Origin of the sequence: Streptomyces sp. NRRL S-340, assembly GCF_000720185.1 — a bacterium.
GTDB lineage: Bacteria > Actinomycetota > Actinomycetes > Streptomycetales > Streptomycetaceae > Streptomyces.
In genome coordinates this window covers 1-19,079 of the sequence record NZ_JOIY01000001.1, presented here as the reverse complement: position 1 = coordinate 19,079, position 19,079 = coordinate 1, and the positions used below count along the sequence as shown (strand labels likewise).

15 protein-coding genes are annotated in these 19,079 nt (G+C 73.7%); 9 read left to right on the top strand and 6 right to left on the bottom strand.

The features are described from left to right. Positions 1-69 precede the first annotated feature (69 nt). On the bottom strand, positions 70-996 hold the full coding sequence (locus tag IG64_RS00075; RefSeq protein ID WP_037850904.1) for an A/G-specific adenine glycosylase: 927 nt from the start codon (positions 994-996) through the stop codon (positions 70-72). Between the two features lie 466 nt (positions 997-1,462). On the opposite strand from IG64_RS00075, the gene IG64_RS00070 reads away from it, so the two are divergent. After that, complete coding sequence (locus IG64_RS00070; RefSeq protein ID WP_078883675.1) at positions 1,463-2,311, top strand: hypothetical protein; 849 nt, start codon at positions 1,463-1,465, stop codon at positions 2,309-2,311. A gap of 346 nt (positions 2,312-2,657) precedes the next feature. Here the strand turns inward: IG64_RS00070 and disA are convergent, their stop codons facing one another. Together disA and radA are read right to left on the bottom strand one after the other, a co-directional pair. Beyond that, on the bottom strand, positions 2,658-3,782 hold the full coding sequence (gene disA / locus IG64_RS00065) for a DNA integrity scanning diadenylate cyclase DisA (protein WP_037850414.1): 1,125 nt from the start codon (positions 3,780-3,782) through the stop codon (positions 2,658-2,660). A gap of 82 nt (positions 3,783-3,864) precedes the next feature. Then, positions 3,865-5,274 carry a DNA repair protein RadA gene (gene radA, locus IG64_RS00060; protein ID WP_037850413.1) on the bottom strand — a complete coding sequence of 470 codons (1,410 nt, stop codon included), beginning with the start codon at positions 5,272-5,274 and terminating at the stop codon, positions 3,865-3,867. 231 nt (positions 5,275-5,505) lie between these two features. On the opposite strand from radA, the gene IG64_RS00055 reads away from it, so the two are divergent. Then, positions 5,506-7,239: a BACON domain-containing protein gene (locus tag IG64_RS00055; protein ID WP_037850411.1), complete on the top strand. Its 1,734-nt coding sequence runs from the start codon at positions 5,506-5,508 to the stop codon at positions 7,237-7,239. A gap of 158 nt (positions 7,240-7,397) precedes the next feature. Here the strand turns inward: IG64_RS00055 and IG64_RS00050 are convergent, their stop codons facing one another. Next, on the bottom strand, positions 7,398-8,216 hold the full coding sequence (locus IG64_RS00050) for a hypothetical protein (protein ID WP_063758742.1): 819 nt from the start codon (positions 8,214-8,216) through the stop codon (positions 7,398-7,400). Positions 8,217-8,301: 85 nt separating this feature from the next. Between IG64_RS00050 and IG64_RS00045 the strand changes: the two genes are divergently transcribed. From IG64_RS00045 to ilvD, 3 genes are all read left to right on the top strand, one after another. Continuing rightward, on the top strand, positions 8,302-9,234 hold the full coding sequence (locus IG64_RS00045; protein ID WP_037850408.1) for a Ppx/GppA phosphatase family protein: 933 nt from the start codon (positions 8,302-8,304) through the stop codon (positions 9,232-9,234). Positions 9,235-9,339: 105 nt separating this feature from the next. Then, entirely contained in the window at positions 9,340-10,164 is an 825-nt protein-coding gene (locus tag IG64_RS00040) for a sugar phosphate isomerase/epimerase family protein (RefSeq protein WP_037850407.1), read from the top strand. A 218-nt stretch (positions 10,165-10,382) separates the two neighbouring features. After that, positions 10,383-12,236 carry a dihydroxy-acid dehydratase gene (gene ilvD, locus IG64_RS00035; protein WP_037850405.1) on the top strand — a complete coding sequence of 618 codons (1,854 nt, stop codon included), beginning with the start codon at positions 10,383-10,385 and terminating at the stop codon, positions 12,234-12,236. 168 nt (positions 12,237-12,404) lie between these two features. On the opposite strand, the gene IG64_RS00030 is transcribed toward ilvD, so the two are convergent. Next, a complete protein-coding gene (locus IG64_RS00030; protein ID WP_037850403.1) occupies positions 12,405-14,582 on the bottom strand; it encodes a serine/threonine-protein kinase in 2,178 nt (725 codons plus the stop codon). Between the two features lie 185 nt (positions 14,583-14,767). Between IG64_RS00030 and IG64_RS00025 the strand changes: the two genes are divergently transcribed. The 4 genes from IG64_RS00025 (at position 14,768) to proC (ending at position 17,449) form a co-directional block, all read left to right on the top strand. After that, positions 14,768-15,088, top strand: a complete 321-nt coding sequence (locus tag IG64_RS00025; RefSeq protein WP_037850401.1) for an SH3 domain-containing protein — start codon at positions 14,768-14,770, stop codon at positions 15,086-15,088. 44 nt (positions 15,089-15,132) lie between these two features. After that, positions 15,133-15,651 (top strand): hypothetical protein, encoded by a 519-nt coding sequence (locus IG64_RS00020; RefSeq protein ID WP_037850398.1) that lies wholly within the window; start codon positions 15,133-15,135, stop codon positions 15,649-15,651. A 107-nt stretch (positions 15,652-15,758) separates the two neighbouring features. Then, positions 15,759-16,550 carry a class I SAM-dependent methyltransferase gene (locus IG64_RS00015; protein WP_037850396.1) on the top strand — a complete coding sequence of 264 codons (792 nt, stop codon included), beginning with the start codon at positions 15,759-15,761 and terminating at the stop codon, positions 16,548-16,550. An 89-nt stretch (positions 16,551-16,639) separates the two neighbouring features. Then, complete coding sequence (proC, locus tag IG64_RS00010) at positions 16,640-17,449, top strand: pyrroline-5-carboxylate reductase (protein WP_037850395.1); 810 nt, start codon at positions 16,640-16,642, stop codon at positions 17,447-17,449. Positions 17,450-17,482: 33 nt separating this feature from the next. Here proC and trpS read toward each other — a convergent pair whose 3' ends face one another. Continuing rightward, positions 17,483-18,478: a tryptophan--tRNA ligase gene (gene trpS / locus IG64_RS00005; RefSeq protein WP_037850394.1), complete on the bottom strand. Its 996-nt coding sequence runs from the start codon at positions 18,476-18,478 to the stop codon at positions 17,483-17,485. Positions 18,479-19,079 lie beyond the last annotated feature (601 nt).

Below are 19,079 nucleotides of genomic sequence, written 5' to 3'. Positions count from 1 at the left end.
CGCGGGTCTGTGACACAGAGGCCCGCGACGCCCCCTGGATTCGTGATCCGGCTGTGAAGTGACGGTGGGTCAGGTCAGCGGCAGCCGGTACAGACCGCCCGGCAGCGGCTCCACCAGACCGTCCGCGACGAGCCCGTCCAGCGCCCGCGCCCGCTGGACCGGCTCGTGCCACACCCGGTCGAGCACCGCCTGCGGCACCGGCGTGTGCGCCTCCCGCAGCACGGCGAGCAGCTTGCCCCGCACCTGGCGGTCCGTGCCGGCGTACGTCTGGCCGCGGCGCGGCGGTCCGTCGTGCTCCGGCTTGCCCGCCAGCCGCCACGCGCAGTGCGCGGCGATCGGGCAGCGGTGGCACGACTCGTTCTTCGCCGTGCACACCAGCGCGCCCAGCTCCATCGAGGCGGCGGCCCAGCGGGCGGCGGTCCGCTCGTCCTCGGGCAGCAGGGTGCGCGCCAGCCTGCGTTCGGCCGCGGTGGTCGCGTTCGGCGGGTACTGCACCCCGGTGACCGCGCGGGCCAGGACCCGGCGGACGTTGGTGTCCAGCACGGCGTGCCGCTGCCCGTACGCGAACGACGCGACCGCTGCCGCGGTGTACTCCCCGATACCGGGCAGGGCCAGCAACTGCGCGTGCTCGGTGGGCACGTCGCCGCCGTGCCGTTCCGTTATGGCGACCGCGGCGCCGTGCAGGCGCAGCGCGCGGCGCGGGTAGCCGAGCCGGCCCCAGGCGCGCACCGCCTCGCCGGGCGCCTCCTTGGCGAGGTCGGCGGGGCGCGGCCAGCGCTCCAGCCACTGTTCGTAGACGGGGAGCACCCGGCTCACCGGCGTCTGCTGGAGCATGAACTCGCTGACCATCACGCCCCAGGCGCCGGCGTCGGCGCGCCGCCAGGGCAGGTCGCGGGCGTTGCCGTCGAACCAGCTGATGACCTGGGTGTGCAGGGTCTCACCGAGCCGCGGGGCGGCGGGCTCCGCGGCGGACTCGGGGCCGGCGCCGGTGATCACCGGGACGGTGGGGGCGTCGACGGTCGCCGTGGTGGTGGCGGTGGCAACGGTGGTGGCGGGGACGGTGACCGTGGCAGCGGTGGTGGCGGGGGCGGCCGCGCCGGGCTGTGCGGTGGCGGGGGCCGCTTCCGCGGGTCCGGTGACGGTGGCCGTGCCGGTGGGTGCGCTGGTGGTCGGGGTGGGGGCGGCGGGGGCGGTCTCGGTCTCGGGTGGGGTTGCCGGGGCTGTGGGGCTGCTGTGTGGGGGCAGTGTGGGCGCAGTCATGACGTTTCCGATCCTGCCACGTGGCGGCGGACGGGCGTGTGACCCGGCGCGGGCCGTTTCGTCACCGAACGTCGCCCCGCCGTCACCGGCTCGGCAAGGCGGGCCGGTGACAAGGCGGTTGCCGGAATGATGATCCGGAAAAGTTGTGACCGGCGCGGCGGGTGGGACAGGGGAAGGCCACGATCTCTCGTACAGTTTGGGCGTGGGATCTCTGCGCAATCCGGTCGGTCCGCTTCCCTCCTCCATCTACTGGCGACGGAGGGTCGTACTGCTGTCCGTGGTCGCCCTGTTGGCCCTGCTGGGCCTCTGGATCGCCACCTCGGGCGGCGGCGGGGGCCACAAGGACACCGGTGGCGCGGCGGGCGGCAAGAACCCCACCCCCTCCACCATCGGACCCGGCCCCTCCGAGTCGGGTCCCGCGATCAGCCAACACCCCGGCGGGCGCGACGAGTCCACCGGCGGATCCGGTGATCCGGGTTCCCCGGCGAGCGGCGGCGGCAGCGGGAGCACCGGCAGCGGCGGTCCCGGCACGGGAGGTTCCGGTGCGTCCTCCGGCGGGTCCGCCGGCGGTTCGGACGACGGCGCCAAGGGCGGCGGCACGGGCGGCGGCGGCACGGGCGCGGTGCTGCCGGCCGGGAGCACGCTCCCCAACTGCACGTCCTCGGCGGTCAAGTTGAGCCTGCGCAGCGTGCGCAACACCTACGCTCCCACCGAGACTCCCACCTTCGAACTGATCGCGAAGAACTCCTCCGGTACCGACTGCAAGGCCGACCTGGGTCCGAAGACGGCGGTGGTGACGGTCACGCAGGCCGGCAGCAGCGACACCTACTGGTCGTCGGCCGACTGCCCGAAGACCGCGGGGAGCCTGCTGTACCGGGTGCCGGGCGGCAGCGGCATCACCTCCACCGTGCGCTGGGACCGCAGGCCCAGCGCCCCCGGGTGCGCGACCCCGCCCGCCGGCTCCGCCGCGGTGGGCAAGACGTACCTGGTGGAGGCGACGGTGCCGGGGTACGGGAAGCTGCAGACGTCGTTCGTGCTGTCGGCGGACTGAGCGAGCGCCGGCGGGGCGGCGCGGCCGAGCGGCCGTCACCGCCCCGGCACCTGCCGCCGGGTGCGCACGGCCCGCGGACGCACCGCTTCCGGAACGGCCGCGCGGCTCCCGCGGCCCGCTGCTCCCGCGGCCCGCTGCTTCCGTGGCGACGCTGCTTCCGGGGCACCGCTCGCAGGGAGAACTGCTGCTCTTGTGGCGACACCGTTCCGGGACCGCGCTCCTGCTCCTGGGGAGGCGCTGTCGCTGGGGAGGCGCTGCTCCTCTCGGGAGGCGCTGCTCCTGGGGAGGTGCCGCTCCCGGCGGACGCACCGCTCCTGAGCGTGCTGCTCCTGGGGAGGTGCCGCTCCTAGACGTACCGCTCCAGGATCGACGACTCCGCGAGCCGCGACAGGCCCTCGCGGACGCTGCGGGCGCGGGCCTCGCCCACGCCGTCCACCGTCTGGAGGTCGTCGACGCTGGCCGCGAGCAGCTTCTGCAGGCCGCCGAAGTGCTCGACCAGGCGGTCGATGATGGCGCCGGGCAGCCGCGGCACCTTGGCCAGCAGCCGGAAGCCGCGCGGGGAGACCGCGGAGTCGAGGGTCTCCGGCGAGCCGGTGTAACCGAGGGCGCGCGCGACCGTGGACATCTCCAGCAGCTCGGCGTGGGAGAGCTTGTCGAGTTCCACGAGGGCTTCGTCGACCGTGCGGGAACGCTTGGCGGTGGGCTCGGGGACGTAGTCCCGCACGACCAGCTCGCGCTCGGGCTCCACGCCCGCGATCAGCTCGTCCAGCTGGAGTGCCAGCAGGCGCCCGTCGGTGCCCAGCTCCACCACGTACTCGGCGATCTCGGTGGCGATCCGGCGGACCATCTCCAGGCGCTGCGACACCGCCGAGACGTCCCGGACCGTGACCAGGTCCTCGATCTCCAGCGCCGACAGGGTGCCCGCGACCTCGTCCAGGCGGAGCTTGTAGCGCTCCAGCGTCGCCAGGGCCTGGTTGGCGCGGGAGAGGATCGCCGCGGAGTCCTCCAGGACGCGGCGCTGACCGTCGACGTACAGGGCGATCAGGCGCATCGACTGGGAGACCGAGACCACCGGGAAGCCGACCTGCTTGCTGACCCGGTCCGCCGTGCGGTGCCGGGTGCCGGTCTCCTCGGTCGGGATCGTCGGGTCCGGGACCAGCTGCACGCCCGCCCGCAGGATCTTCGACAGGTCCGAGGAGAGCACGATGCCGCCGTCCAGCTTGCACAGCTCCCGCAGCCGCGTCGCCGTGAACTCGACGTCCAGGACGAAGCCGCCCGTGCACATCGTCTCCACGGTCTTGTCGGAGCCCAGCACGATCAGGCCGCCGGTGTTCCCGCGGAGCACCCGCTCCAGCCCGTCCCGCAGGGCCGTGCCGGGTGCCACGGCGCTCAGGGAGGCGCGCATCAGGCCATCGGCGCCGGAACTCCCACCGGATTTTCCGGGAGCTGCTGCCCGGTCGTTGGCTGCCACTGCACTCCTCCGGTCGCAGGTTCTTCTGGCGCTCCCGTTTCGCACACTCGGTTCGTACGGACGGGCGGGACCAGCGCAAAGTCTACCGGCGGTCCTCCTGCTCCCGTGGGGCCTCCCGGCGACGCGAGCGCGGCAGGACCCGCAGCGCGTCCCCCATGTCGGCCACTTCCAGGACCTTCATCCCGGGCGGCACCTTGCCCGGGTCGCCCGGCACCAGGGCGTGCGTGAAGCCCAGGCGGTGCGCCTCCGAGAGCCGGCGCTGCACGCCCGTGACCCGTCTGACCTCACCGGCCAGGCCCACCTCGCCGATCGCGACGAGGTTCTTCGGCAACGGGGTGTCGCTCGCCGCCGAGGCCAGCGCGAGCGCGATGGCGAGATCGGCGGCGGGCTCGGACAGCTTCACCCCGCCGACCGTCGCCGAGTAGATGTCCCGCTTGCCCAGCGCGCTGATCCGGCCGCGCTGCTCCAGCACGGCCAGCATCATCGACACCCGGGAGGTCTCCAGGCCCGACGTCGTGCGCCGCGGGGAGGGGATCTGGGAGTCCACGGTCAGTGCCTGGACCTCGGCGACCAGCGGGCGGCGGCCCTCCAGGGTCACGGTCAGGCAGGTGCCGGGCACCGGCTCGGCGCGGCGGGTCAGGAACAGGCCGCTGGGGTCGGTAAGGCCCGTGATCCCCTCGTCGTGCAGCTCGAAGCAGCCGACCTCGTCGGTGGCGCCGTAGCGGTTCTTGACGCCGCGGACCAGGCGCAGGCGCGCGTGCCGGTCGCCCTCGAAGTGCAGCACCACGTCCACCAGGTGCTCCAGCAGGCGCGGGCCCGCGATGGCGCCGTCCTTGGTGACATGGCCCACCAGCAGTGTGGACATGCCGCGCTCCTTGGAGGCGCGGATCAGCGCGCCGGCCACCTCCCGGACCTGCGCCATGCCGCCGGGCGCGCCGTCGATCTCGGGGGAGGCCACCGTCTGCACCGAGTCGAGGATCAGCAGGGAGGGCTTCACCGCGTCCAAGTGGCCGAGCACGGCGGCCAGATCGGTCTCGGCGGCGAGATAGAGGTGGTCGTCGAGGGCGCCGATGCGGTCGGCGCGCAGCCGGACCTGGCTCGCGGACTCCTCGCCCGTCACGTACAGCGTGCGGTGCTCGTCGCTCGCGGCCTTGGCCGCCACGTCCAGCAGCAGCGTGGACTTGCCGACGCCGGGCTCGCCGGCGAGCAGCACGACGGCACCGGGGACCAGCCCGCCGCCCAGCACCCGGTCCAGCTCGGGCACACCGGTGGAGCGGGCGGTGGCCTGGCGCCCGTCGACCTGGCCGATGGGCAGGGCCGAGTTGGTGACCCGGCCCGGTGCCGTCGTACGGACCGCGGGCGTGCCGTACTCCTCGACCGTGCCCCAGGCCTGGCACTCGGGGCAGCGGCCGAGCCACTTCGCCGTCTGCCAGCCGCATTCGGTGCAGCGGTAGGACGGGCGGTCCTTGGTGGTCTTCGTACGGGCAGCCATGACGAAACCGTAACCGCCCCCACTGACAGCGCCGCCCGTACGGCCCGGTCACCGCGGGAGCGGACGCCTGCCCGGGGACCGCTCAGGGGTCGAACGGGGTCGAACGTGTCCGCTCGAAGGAGGGAACGGGCCGCCCCCGTCCTCGTATGAGGGATCGTTTCACCCGTACGGATTAAAAGTGCGCAACAGGGAAGAACGGACGAACCTCCGCCGCCTACGGTCGCACAGGTGATGAGCACCAGTCCGCAGACCTCGACCCGTACGGACCGTACGACGCGTACGACCGGTGAGCACCGGCCGCACCACGAGGTGCGCGACCGCGCTGCCGCGCGCACCCTGGCGCAGCATCCGCCCGCCGCCTACGAGCCCCACCTCGACGGCCTGTTCACCTACTGCCTGTCCGTGCTGTGCGACCACGACGCGGCGACCACCGCCCTCGGTGACGCGCTCGCGTTCGCCGAGCGGCGTGCGCCGCGCGTGCCGCAGAGCGCGGGGGAGCGCAGGGCCTGGCTGTACGCGCTGGCCCGCTGGGCCTGTCTGCGCGCGCTGGCCGAGGCCAAGCAGAAACGTCAGGCCACGCACGCGGCGGGACGTCACGGAGGACCCCGGCGGAGCCCGGAGCGGGCCGCCCCGCCCGTGCCCGAGGACGTCCGGGAGCGGCGGCGCCGCGAACTCGCCCTGCTGGCCTGGCCGGAGGCCGCCGGCACCACCCCCGAGCAGCGCGAGGCGCTCGAACTCGCCGTCCGCCACCACCTCACCGTCCACGAGGTCGCCGCCGTGCTCGGCATGAACCTCACGGCCGCCCGGGAACTTCTCGCCGCGGCCGCCTGCGAGGTGGAGCGCACCCGCGCGGCGCTCGCCGTCGCCGAGGCGGGCGGCTGTCCGGGCGTGGCCGCCCTCACCGGCGACAGCGGGTTCGTGCTCGGCACGGCGCTGCGCCGCGAGCTGGTCCGGCACGTCGACGACTGCCCGCACTGCCGCCGCACCGCCGAGCGCGCGCATCCCGCCCGCTGGCCCGGCGCCTGCGTCACCCCCGCGGAACTGCCCGTCCTGCCGGCCCCCCGCACGGCACTGGGCCTGGCCATGGCGCACCACTCGCGCGCGCGGGGCACCGTTCCGCGCCTCGACCGGCGGGGATTCCCGATGGACCCCAAGGACCGCGCCGCCCGCAGGGACCGGCTGCGCGCGCGTGCCGTCACGACGACGGTCGTCGCCACCGTGGTCGCCGCTCCGGTGCTCGCCCTGTGGGCCGCCTACCGCGGCACCCCGACCGGCGAGGGCGTGGGCGGCCCCTCCGTCACCGCGCGCGAGGACCACGGCTCCGGCGCCCTCGTCGGCGAGGACACCGGCGGCTACCCCGGCGCCGGTACGGGCCGGGGGCCCGGTGCCCGTACCGGCGAGGGCCCGCGGCCGGACGTCTCGGTGGAGGTCCTCAGCGTCGCGGGGGCCGGGCGCAAAGACGCCCGGCTGACCGTGACCGCCACGGGCACCGGCGACACCACCCTCGTCACCCTCACCGCGTCCGGCTCCGCACCCGTGCGCTGGTCCGCGTCCACCCGGGCGCCCTGGCTCTGCTTCAGCCGCTCCGCGGGAACCCTGGAGCCCGGCGAGTCGGTGACGGTCAAGGTGTACGTCGACCACCTGCACGAGCCGTCCGGTCCCTGGAGCGCGCGCGTGGCGATCGCACCGGCCGGAGCGGTGGTCTCCATCGACGGCGTCGGACGTGCGCCCAGCCCGTCCGTGCCCCGTCCTCCGCGTCCCGCGGATCCGACACCGACCGACGACCCGCGCGGTCCCACCCCGACCCCCACCGGCGGCCCCACGGATCCCTCCGGTCCGCCGACCGGCCCGCCGCCGTCCACCGACCCGACCCCGACGCCCACCGGCACACCGTCCCCGTCCGACCCGGGCGGCTCGCCCCCGCCCGCGGACGGCAGCGGCACACCGAGCCCGGCGGGAAGCTAGGGCCGCTGCCTGGATCATGCGGGTTCGCGGGGCCGGAAGCCCGCAGGGGCGGCGCTGACACCTCCCGGAGAGCCGCTCCGGCCGGATCCGCCGGCCCCGGCGCGCAGGACCGGCCCGGCTCAGATGCCGGATCCCTCGGCCCGGGGCCGCCGGATCCGTCAGTCCCGGTTCGCCGGACCCGCCGGATCAGCGGGATGCGGGGCGAGCAGCGGCAGTCCCGAGGCGAGGCGTTCCTCGCACAGCTCGACCAGCCGGTCGTAGCCCGCCTTGCCCATCAGCTCGGTCAGCTCGGCCCGGTAGGAGACGTACACGGGCTCGCCCGCGCCGTGCGCCGACGTGGCCGACGTGCACCACCAGTGCAGGTCGTGGCCGCCCGGGCCCCACCCCCGGCGGTCGTACTCGCCGATCGAGACCTGGAGCACCCGGGTGTCGTCGGGGCGGTCGATCCACTCGAAGGTCCGCCGGATCGGCAGCTGCCAGCACACGTCCGGCTTGGTCTCCAGCGGCTCGCGGCCCTCCCTGAGCGCCAGGATGTGCAGCGAGCAGCCCATGCCACCGGCGAACCCCGGACGGTTCTGGAAGATGCAGGAGCCCTGGAAGGGACGGGTCTGCCGCGACCCCTCCTCGTCCTCGGACACCCAGCCGTTCTCCGTGCCCTCGGCGTGGTTCTGCCAGATGTCAGGAGTGAGCCTGGCCACGTGCCCGGCCACCCGCTGCTCGTCGTCCTCGTCGGAGAAGTGCGCGCCCAGCGTGCAGCACCCGTCGTCCGCGCGGCCCGCCTGGATGCCCTGGCAGCCGCTGCCGAAGACGCAGCTCCAGCGGGAGGTCAGCCAGGTCAGATCGCAGCGGAAGACCTGCTCGTCGTCCGCCGGGTCCGGGAACTCCACCCACGCGCGCGCGAAGTCGAGCCCCTTCTCGTCCGGCTCGGGCACGGGGCCCGCCGATTCACCGGTCTTCGCCTTCTTCGTCTTTGGCACGCGTCCAGGGTAAGTCGCCGGGCCCGGCGCCGAGCGGCCGCCGGGCCCGTGCCGGTCCCGCCCGGGTGGCAGTAGCGTTCCGTACATGAGACTCGGTGTCCTCGACGTGGGTTCGAACACGGTGCATCTGCTGGTGGTCGACGCGCACCCCGGTGCCCGCCCGCTGCCCGCCCACTCGCACAAGGTGGAACTGCGGCTCGCCCAACTCCTCGACGAGGACGGAGCGATCGGTTCCGAGGGGGTCGAGCGGCTGATCGACGTGGTCCGGGACGCGATGCAGGCCGCCGAGGACAAGGGCGTCGAGGACCTGCTCCCGTTCGCGACCTCCGCCGTGCGCGAGGCCGGCAACGCCGACGACGTCCTCGCGCGCGTGCAGGCCGGGACGGGCGTGCGGCTCCAGGTGCTCAGCGGGGCGGAGGAGGCCCGTCTCACCTTCCTCGCCGCCCGCCGCTGGTTCGGCTGGTCCGCCGGGAAACTGCTCGTCCTGGACATCGGCGGCGGCTCGCTGGAGATCGCCTACGGCATCGACGAGGAGCCCGACGCCGCCGTGTCGCTGCCGCTCGGCGCGGGCCGGCTCACCGCGGGCTGGCTGCCCGGCGACCCGCCCGACCCCGAGGACGTCAGGGCACTGCGCCGCCACGTCCGGGCACAGATCGCGCGGACCGTGGGCGAGTTCAGCCGCTTCGGGGCCCCCGATCACGTGGTCGCCACCTCCAAGACGTTCCGGCAGCTCGCCCGCATCGCCGGGGCCGCCCGCTCCGCCGAGGGCCTGTACGTGCAGCGCGAGCTGAAACGCGAGTCCCTGGAGGCGTGGGTGCCGCGCCTCGCCGCGATGACGGCCGGGGAGCGCGCCGAGCTGCCGGGCGTCTCCGACGGCCGCGCGAGCCAGCTGCTGGCCGGTGCGCTGGTCGCCGAGGGCGCGATGGACCTCTTCGGCGTGGAGCGCCTGGAGATCTGCCCCTGGGCCCTGCGCGAGGGCGTGATCCTGCGGCGCCTGGACCACATGGGCTCGGCGTAGGGCCTGGCGTCCGGACGCGTACGAGGGGCACGGGCACGGCCTGGAACCGGCCACGGTGAGCGGGCTCACGCCGTGAGCGCCTGAGCACCCCGTAACCTGTCACTCGTGGTGGAACCCGTCGTACGCATCCCGGATGCGAAGGTCGCCCTGTCGACGGCCTCCGTGTACCCGGAGTCGACGGCGACGGCCTTCGAGATCGCCGCGCGCCTCGGTTACGACGGCGTCGAGGTCATGGTCTGGACCGACCCCGTCAGCCAGGACATCGACGCCCTGCGCAGGCTCAGCGACTACCACGGCATACCGATCCTGGCCGTGCACGCCCCCTGCCTGCTGATCACCCAGCGGGTGTGGTCGACCGATCCCTGGGTCAAGCTCCAGCGCGCCCGGGCGGCGGCGGAGAAGCTCGGCGCGAGCACGGTCGTCGTGCACCCGCCGTTCCGCTGGCAGCGCCAGTACGCCCGTGACTTCGTGAGCGGAATCTGGCGGATGGCGGACGAGACGGATGTGCGGTTCGCCGTGGAGAACATGTACCCCTGGCGCTACCGCGACCGCGAGATGCTCGCCTACGCCCCCGACTGGGACGTCACCAAGGACGACTACCGGCACTTCACGATCGATCTCAGCCACGCGGCGACGGCCCGTACCGACGCGCTCCGGATGGTCGACCGCATGGGCGACCGCCTCGGTCACGTCCACCTCGCCGACGGCAAGGGCTCGGCGAAGGACGAGCACCTGGTGCCGGGCCGCGGCGGACAGCCCTGCGCCGAGCTGCTGGAACGACTGGCCGGCTCCGGTTTCGACGGTCATGTCGTCATAGAGGTCAACACCCGCCGTGCCATGTCAGGCGCGGAGCGGGAGGCCGACCTCGCCGAGGCCCTGGCCTTCACCCGGCTCCACCTGGCGTCGACGGCGGGCGTGCCCCGCCGATGACGCGCCCGCGCCCCCGGCGCCTTGCCGCTGACGCCCCCGCGCCCCGGCGCGCCGGCCGGCGTGACGCCCTCCCGAGCGCGTCGCGCCGCACCCCGGCACCCTCCCGCGCCCGCCGTCGCCCCGAGACGCCCGTCCCGCATTACGGACACCGCGTCCCGCTCCCTGGATGACCGGCGTACGCTCGACACAGTCAGAACTCTCCGAAGGAGCGAGCGACGATGCCCGAGCTGAGGTCCCGCACAGTCACCCACGGCCGCAACATGGCGGGCGCCCGCGCCCTTATGCGCGCCTCCGGTGTACCCGGCGCGGACATCGGCCGTAAGCCGATCATCGCGATCGCCAACAGCTTCACCGAGTTCGTGCCCGGCCACACGCACCTGGCGCCGGTCGGCCGGATCGTCAGCGAGGCGGTCCGCGAGGCGGGCGGCATCCCGCGCGAGTTCAACACCATCGCCGTCGACGACGGCATCGCGATGGGCCACGGCGGCATGCTGTACTCGCTGCCCTCGCGCGACCTGATCGCCGACAGCGTGGAGTACATGGCCGAGGCGCACTGCGCGGACGCCCTGGTCTGCATCTCCAACTGCGACAAGATCACCCCGGGCATGCTGATGGCCGCCCTGCGGCTGAACATCCCGACGGTCTTCGTCTCCGGCGGCCCCATGGAGGCCGGCCGCGCCACCCTGGTCGACGGCACCGTGCGCACGCTCGACCTGGTCGACGCGATGTCCGAGGCCGTCAACGAGAAGATCTCCGACGAGGACATCCTCCGCATCGAGGAGAACGCCTGCCCCACCTGCGGCAGCTGTTCGGGCATGTTCACCGCCAACTCGATGAACTGCCTGACCGAGGCCATCGGCCTCTCCCTGCCGGGCAACGGCTCGGTCCTCGCCACCCACACCGCCCGCCGCGCCCTGTACGAGAACGCGGCCCGCACGGTGATGGACATCACCCGCCGCTACTACGAGCAGGACGACGACACGGTCCTGCCGCGCAACGTCGCCACCTTCGCGGCCTTCGAGAACGCCATGGCCCTCGACATCGCCATGGGCGGCTCGACCAACACGATCCTGCACCTGCTGGCCGCCGCCCAGGAGGCCGGCGTGCCCTTCGGCCTGGAGGAGATCGACGCGGTCTCCCGCCGCGTCCCCTGCCTGGCCAAGGTCGCCCCGAACGTCGCCAAGGACCGCACGTACTACATGGAGGACGTGCACCGCGCCGGCGGCATCCCCGCCCTGCTCGGCGAACTGCACCGGGCCGGCCTGCTCAACGAGGACGTGCACGCCGTGCACAGCCCCTCCCTGGCGGACTGGCTCAAGACCTGGGACGTGCGCGGCGGCTCCCCGTCCCCCGAGGCCGTCGAGCTGTGGCACGCGGCCCCCGGCTGCGTCCGCTCCGCCGAGGCCTTCTCCCAGTCCGAGCGCTGGGAGGCCCTGGACACCGACGCCGAGGGCGGCTGCATCCGCTCCCTCGAGCACGCCTACTCCAAGGACGGCGGCCTCGCCGTCCTCAAGGGCAACCTCGCCGTGGACGGCTGCGTCGTGAAGACCGCCGGCGTCGACGAGTCCATCTGGACCTTCGAGGGCCCGGCCGTCGTCTGCGAGTCGCAGGAGGAGGCCGTCCAGAAGATCCTCACCCAGCAGGTCAAGGAGGGCGACGTCGTCGTCATCCGCTACGAGGGCCCCAAGGGCGGTCCCGGCATGCAGGAGATGCTCTACCCGACCTCGTACCTGAAGGGCCGCGGCCTCGGCAAGAGCTGCGCGCTGATCACCGACGGCCGCTTCTCCGGCGGCACCTCGGGCCTGTCGATCGGGCACGCCTCGCCCGAGGCGGCCTCCGGCGGCACCATCGCCCTCGTCGAGGACGGCGACCGCATCCGCATCGACATCCCCGCCCGCACCATCGAACTCCTGGTGGACGAGGCCGAGCTGTCCCGCCGCGAGCAGGCCCTGAACGGCGTGTACGCCCCCAAGGGCCGCGACCGCAAGGTCTCGGTGGCCCTGCGCGCCTACGCCGCGATGGCCACCAGCGCCGACAAGGGCGCCGTCCGCGACGTCTCGAAGCTGGGCTGACCCACGGGCCCGCCGGTCCGCGGGCCCACCCGCCGGCCGGCCGACCCTGAAAGGGGCCGCTCCCACCGGGAGCGGCCCCTTTCGCGCGTCACCTGGCGGTTGCCGTCGCGCGCGTCACCCGGCGACCGCCCTTGCGCGCCTCACCTGGCGAACGCGCCCCTTCGCGCGTCACCACGCCGACGGGGCGCCCGCGTCCACGGCGAAGACGGTGCCGTCGGGAGCACCGGCGTAGACATGACCGGCGGCCGGCACCGGATCCGGGACCGAGGCGGCGACCCGGTCCGCCCCCGCGCCCAGCCGCGCCGGCGTCTGACCGACCAGCACACCCCTGGCCGCGTCCACGGCCAGCAGCCGCCCGTCCGCCGACAGGACGTACACGTGCCGCGCGTCGGCGACCGGCGCCGAACCACGGCTCACGGAGGTCTCCAGGGACCACAGCTGCCGGCCCGCGGCCATGTCGACGGCCGTCAGCGAACCACCGGCCGACAGCAGGTGGACCACCTCGCCGCGGACGGCGGCATGCGCCTGCTGGAGCGGGACCGGCAGCGCCACCCGGCGGACCGCCCCGCTCGCCGGGGAGTAGCGGACCACCGCCCGCGTGTCGCCGTAGACCCCGTCGACGGACTGGAGGAACAGCGACCCGCCGGACGTCCCGAAGGGCCGCAGCGACCCGTTCAGCCGCGCCTGCCAGCGCACGGCACCCGTGCGGGGATCGACAGCGGTCACCCGGGTGCCCTTCCCGTCCCGTGCGGGGCTCGCCGCGTACGCCAGCGGATCACCGGCGAACGACAGGAAGTACGGCTCGGTCAGGCCGGGCACGCGCCGGCTCCACCGCGTGTCCCCCGAACGGCCGGCCACCCCCGTCACCGTGCCGTCCGCACCGGTGAGCAGCAGCATGTCCCCGGCGCACCGCATCGCCTTGTACGCCGACACGTCACGCTGCCAGCGCACCGCGCCCGAGCGGGGATCCAGCGCCCGCAGGACGCCGTCCTGCCCGGCCGGCGGGAGCACGAGCCCGCCCGACACCTGCGGAGCGCCACCGGCCGGGGCGACCGCCGCCGGACGCCGCCACAGCAGCCTGCCGTCGGCCGGGTCGAGGGCGAAGACCAGCCCGGGTCCGGCACACAGGAGCTGCCCGGACGCGGCGGCGCACTGCGGCATGTGACCGTCCCCGGACACCGGCCGCGCCTGCCACCCGCTGAACGCGGCCGCGGCGGTGCGCGGTGCCGCGTCCCGGTGCGCCGCCTGGCCGCCGAACACCTCCACCGCCCCGAGGGTCCCGCCCACGGCCAGCCCGCACACCCCCGCCGCCAGCGCGAGCCGCCTGCCCATCCGCCGGCCGGGACGCCACCCGGCCCGCCGCACCTGCCGGCCACCGGACCCTGCGGCCGGCACCCCGGCTCCGTCCGGCACCCCCGCCCCGCCCGGGACCCGCGCCTCACCCGAGTTCCCGGCGGCGCCCGGCACCGCTGCCGTGCCCGAGCGCTGTCCCGGTATGAACGACTGCGTGTCGTAGGAGGCCGACACCGACCGCAGCTCCCGCATCAGCTCGTCCGGAGTCGGCCGGTCCGCGGGCTCCTTGGCCAGGCAGCGCAGCACCAGCGGTGCCAGATCCTCCGGCAGGCCGCCCAGGTCCGGCTCGTCGTGCACGACCTGGTAGGCCACGATGTACGGACTGTCGGAGTCGAACGGACCGCGGCCCGTCGCCGCGTGCACCAGCACCGAGCCGAGCGTGAAGATGTCGGCGGCCGGCCCGACCTCCCTCGGCCGCCGGAACTGCTCGGGCGCCATGAACGGCGGCGTACCGATCAACTTGCCGGTCTCGGTGCGCAGTTCACTGTCCTTCGGCCGGGAGATGCCGAAGTCGATGACCTTCGGCCCGTCCTCGGCGAGCAGGACGTTGCTCGGCTTCAGATCACGGTGGACGACCCCCACCCGATGGATGTCGCGCAGCGCCTCGGCCAGGCCCGCCATCAGCCGCCGCAACTGCGCCGGGGCCATCGGCCCGTTCCGCTTCACTTCCTCCGCGAGCGTGGGACCCGGAATGAACAACGTGGCCATCCACGGCCGGTCCGCCTCCGGGTCGGCGTCGACGACCGGCGCCGTGAACGCGCCGCTGACCCTGCGGGCCGCCGCCACCTCCTGCCGGAAACGCCCCCGGAACTCGGGATCCCTGGCGAACTCCGCGTGCACGACCTTCACCGCGAGCCGCAGCCCCGAGGTACTGCGGGCCAGATGCACGACCCCCATGCCACCGGAGCCCAGGCGCGCCTGGAGCCGATAGTGACCGGCGTATTCCGGAAGTTCCGCTTCCGCGCCCGCTCCGATGTTGCGCTGTGGCGTCATGGACCACCCCCGTGCTGTTCGTCCCGCGCGCGCGACGCACCGACCCTAGTCGATGACGCCGACGGGACTGAGGAGGCTTGCTAGCGTTCGCGTGCGAGTTGCGCACACCTGTTCCACAACGCGCTCCAGGGGAACCAACGGGACCCCATGACAGTCATGGGGAAATAAACGGGGGAGGAACTTCCATGTCGGTCGACCATGTCGAAGAGACACCGGGCCAGGACGACGCACAGGGCGTCACGGCCAGGGCAGCGGCCCTGCGCTACTACTCGGTCGCCCCGGGCGTCAGCCTCAACGTCCGCAGCGGCCCGGGCACCGGGTACCCGATCGTGCGGACCCTGCCGGCGGGCGCCAAGGTACCGGTCTACTGCCAGACCCCCGGCACCAAGGTGACCGGGCCCTACGGCACGTCGAGCATCTGGGACAACATCGACAACGGCGAATACGTCTCCGACGCCTACATCTACACCGGCGTCGACGGCTACATCGCCCCGCGCTGCGCCTGAGCCCGCCCCGGGCCCGCGGACCCCGGGGCGCCATAATCGGTTGCGTGAGCGACGAGAACGGCACCCCGGCCACCCCCGCGGGCTCCACGGCCACCGGCCCCACCGGCCCGCGCCCCGAGCCCCTGCGCTTCTTCGGCACGACCTGGGTCCACCACGACAACGGCTACGCGCTGCGCCGCGCCGGCGTCGCCGCCGGCTCGCTCCTGGCGGCCGCCGCGGCCTGCTTCGTCCTCCGCTTCGCCTTCGAAGGCATCCAGATCGCGAACTCGGGCGCCTTCGTCACGCTCCTCGTCGTCGTCATGTTCGCCGTGTGCAGCGCGCTCGCCTTCGGCCACACCTGGGGCGGCTTCTCCAAGCGCCCCGACCCCGAGCGCCAGTCCTCCCTGCGCGGCCTGCTCGCCATCGGCTTCATCGGCTCCCTCCTCGCCTACTTCTTCCGCTCCCTCAGCGAGGCCCCCGGCGAGAAACTCCACCGCCGCGAGTACGAAGAGGCCCGCGAACAGTTCGAACGCCGCACCACCCGCCGCTCCGGCAACCCCTCCAGGAAGCGCCGCCACTCCTGACCGCCGGCGCGGCCCCCCGTCCGGGCCGGCCCGCGCCCGTGGCCCCGGCCCGCCCTCACCGGCAAAACTCCGCCCGCCAGGCACCCCGCCTGCACCACCATGGGCTCATGACCACCCCGCCCTCGCCCGCCCAGGGCTCCGCCGACCACGCCACCCGAGCCCGCTCCTTCGACGCGGCCGCCGCCCAGTACGCCGCACACCGCCCCTCCTACCCGGCGGCCCTCCTCGACGCGGTCGAGGACCTCACCGGCCGCCCGCTCGCCGGCGCGCGCGTCGCGGACGTCGGCGCCGGTACGGGCATCTCGACCGCCCTCCTGCACGCGCGCGGTGCCCGGGTCCTGGCCGTCGAACCCGGCGACGGCATGGCCGCCCAGTTCCGCAGCAGCCACCCCGGCATCCCCCTCGTACGCGGCAACGGCAACGCCCTCCCCCTCGCCGACGACTCCACCGACCTCCTCACCTACGCCCAGTCCTGGCACTGGACCGACCCGCACCGCTCCGTCCCGGAAGCCCTGCGCGTGCTGCGGCCCGGCGGCGCCCTCGCCCTGTGGTGGAACAGGGACGCCTCGGACATCGAGTGGATCGCCGAGGCGAGCCGCCGGGCGGGCCGCTTCTTCGGCATCGACATCCCCGCCGGGAAACAGCGCGCCGCCCGCACCGAGCTGGCCGACCCCACCGGCCGCCTGCGCTTCACCCGCCGCGAGGTGCGCTGGAGCCGCCGGATCCCCGTCGACAGCCACCTCGCCAACATCGGCAGCCACTCGTTCCTCCTCGTCTGCCCCGAGGACCGCCGCACCGCCTTCCTCGCCCAGGAGCGCGACCAGCTGCTGAAGGTCTTCCCCGACGGCATCGTCGAGGAGACCTACGACGTCCTCCTCCTCGTCGCCGGCAAGCCGTGACCCGCCCCGCCCGGCCGCCCCGGCCGCCGCACGTCCCGCCTGCCGGACAACCCGCCGCACCCCCGACCGCCGGTGCGAGGATGAACCCCATGAGCCAGAAAGTCGCAGTCCTCGGCACCGGCAAGATCGGCGAAGCCCTGCTCAGCGGAATGATCCGGGCCGGCTGGGCCCCCTCCGACCTCCTGGTCACCGCCCGCCGCCCCGAGCGGGCCGAGGAACTCCGCGCCCGTCACGGAGTCACCCCGGTCACCAACGCGGAGGCGGCGAAGACCGCCGACACCCTGATCCTCACGGTCAAGCCCCAGGACATGGGCACCCTCCTCGACGAACTCGCTCCGCACGTCCCCGCCGACCGCCTGATCATCAGCGGCGCCGCGGGCATCCCCACCTCCTTCTTCGAGGAGCGCCTGGCCGCGGGCACCCCGGTCGTGCGCGTCATGACGAACACGCCCGCGCTCGTCGACGAGGCCATGTCCGTGATCTCCGCGGGCACCCATGCCACCGCCGGCCACCTCACCCACGCCGAGGAGATCTTCGGCGCCGTCGGCAAGACGCTGCGGGTCCCCGAGTCCCAGCAGGACGCCTGCACCGCGCTCTCCGGCTCGGGCCCCGCGTACTTCTTCTACCTGGTCGAGGCCATGACCGACGCGGGCATCCTGCTCGGCCTGCCCCGCGACAAGGCCCACGAGCTGATCGTCCAGTCGGCCATCGGCGCCGCCGTCATGCTCCGCGACAGCGGCGAGCACCCGGTCAAGCTCCGCGAGAACGTCACCTCGCCGGCCGGCACGACGATCAACGCCATCCGCGAACTCGAGAACCACGGGGTGCGCGCCGCCCTGATCGCAGCGCTGGAAGCCGCCCGCGACCGCAGCCGCGAGCTGGCCTCCGGCAACAACTGACCCCGGCCCCGCTGCCCGCCCTGCCCGAGCCCTTCAGGCGGGCAGCAGCCCGATCGCCCGGTACGCCGCGTCCACCGTCGGCCGCGCCATTTCTCTCGCCTTCTCCGCTCCCGCCCGCAACACCCCCTCCAGGTAACCGGGATCCGCGCACAGCTCCCTGTGCCGCTGCTGGACGGGCCTGAGGAGTTCGACCACGGCCTCTGCGGTGTCCTTCTTCAGGGCGCCGTACGACGCATACGCCCCGCTCAGGTCCTGCGGGTTCCCGCCCTCGCAAGCGGCCAGGATCTCCAGCAGGTTCGCGACCCCGGGCCGCTCCTGCCGGTCGTAGACGACGTCCTGCCCGCTGTCGGTCACCGCCCGCATCACCTTCTTGCGCACGACCTCCGGCTCGTCGAGCAGATAGACGATGCCCGGTCCGGAGTCGTCCGACTTCCCCATCTTCGACGTCGGGTCCTGCAGGTTCATCACCCGGGCCGCCACCTTCGGCGGGGTCGCCTTCGGCACCACGAACGTGTGTCCGTAGCGGTGGTTGAAGCGCACGGCCAGGTCCCGGGCCAGTTCCACGTGCTGCGTCTGGTCGTCGCCGACCGGCACCTCGTCCGTGTAGTACGCCAGGATGTCGGCGGCCATCAGCGCCGGGTAGGTCAGCAGCGACAGCCGCACGCTCCCGCCCCGCCCCTGCTCGCGCACGGATTTCTCCTTGTACTGGATCATCCGCCGCATCTCGCCGTCGGTGGCCACGCACTCCAGCAGGTAGGACAGCCGGGCGTGCTCGTCCACGTGGCTCTGCACGAACACGGTGCACCGCTCGGGATCCAGCCCGGCCGCCAGAAGCAGCGTCGCCGCCTGCCGGCTCAGCCTGCGCACGCGCGCGGGGTCGTGGTCCACGGTCAGAGCGTGCAGGTCGACGACGCAGAACAGCGCGTCCGCCCGGTGCTGGTCGGTCTCGGCCCACTGCCGCATGGCGCCCAGGTAGTTCCCGAGCGTCAGGTGCCCGGTCGGCTTGACCCCACTGAAGACCCGTGTCATCTCCGCTCCATCTCTCGGTCGAGACCGCAGTCCCCGGCCGGCCTGGCCCCGGAGCCCCTGGAGGGAGAAACGAGAACGGCCGCCGAGGCGGCGGCCGTTGTGTTGCGTACGTGAGCGCGGCCGCCGTCAGGCGGGCCACCACTGCTGGTTGTACGTACGCGTAGTCATGACGGACAGCGTATGCCCCGGGGGGCTTCGCGGCCATGGGTTGACACGCCCCGCCGGGGTCCGTAAGGTACTTCGAGTTGTCCGACGTGAGAGCCGACTCCGGTCGGTCCCCGGGCAGCCACTCCGCAAGTCCTCTTCACTACTCGACGACAGTCGTTTCAGTCTGTCTGCCGTCGTGCATTGTCGTGCGTATTTACGGAATGAGGAATCCGAGTTCGCAAGAACGCAGCCCCCGATTCGCTCGGGAGCACGGAATCCGCTAAAGTCTCACTCGTCGGAACGGCCCAAGGGCCGGGAAGACGAACCCCGCTGACTGGGGGTCAGGCCGAAAGGATCTGATAGAGTCGGAACCGCCGGAAAGGGAAACGCGAAGCGAAAGCGGAGCGGGAACCTGGAAAGCACCGAGGAAATCGGATCGGAAAGATCTGATAGA

Coding starts and splice junctions, on each gene's coding strand:
- radA (WP_037850413.1), bottom strand. CDS start 5,274: ATGGCTGCCCGTACGAAGACCACCAAGGACCGCCCGTCCTACCGCTGC.
- IG64_RS00055 (WP_037850411.1), top strand. CDS start 5,506: ATGAGCACCAGTCCGCAGACCTCGACCCGTACGGACCGTACGACGCGT.
- IG64_RS00045 (WP_037850408.1), top strand. CDS start 8,302: ATGAGACTCGGTGTCCTCGACGTGGGTTCGAACACGGTGCATCTGCTG.
- ilvD (WP_037850405.1), top strand. CDS start 10,383: ATGCCCGAGCTGAGGTCCCGCACAGTCACCCACGGCCGCAACATGGCG.
- IG64_RS00030 (WP_037850403.1), bottom strand. CDS start 14,582: ATGACGCCACAGCGCAACATCGGAGCGGGCGCGGAAGCGGAACTTCCG.
- IG64_RS00025 (WP_037850401.1), top strand. CDS start 14,768: ATGTCGGTCGACCATGTCGAAGAGACACCGGGCCAGGACGACGCACAG.
- IG64_RS00015 (WP_037850396.1), top strand. CDS start 15,759: ATGACCACCCCGCCCTCGCCCGCCCAGGGCTCCGCCGACCACGCCACC.
- proC (WP_037850395.1), top strand. CDS start 16,640: ATGAGCCAGAAAGTCGCAGTCCTCGGCACCGGCAAGATCGGCGAAGCC.
- trpS (WP_037850394.1), bottom strand. CDS start 18,478: ATGACACGGGTCTTCAGTGGGGTCAAGCCGACCGGGCACCTGACGCTC.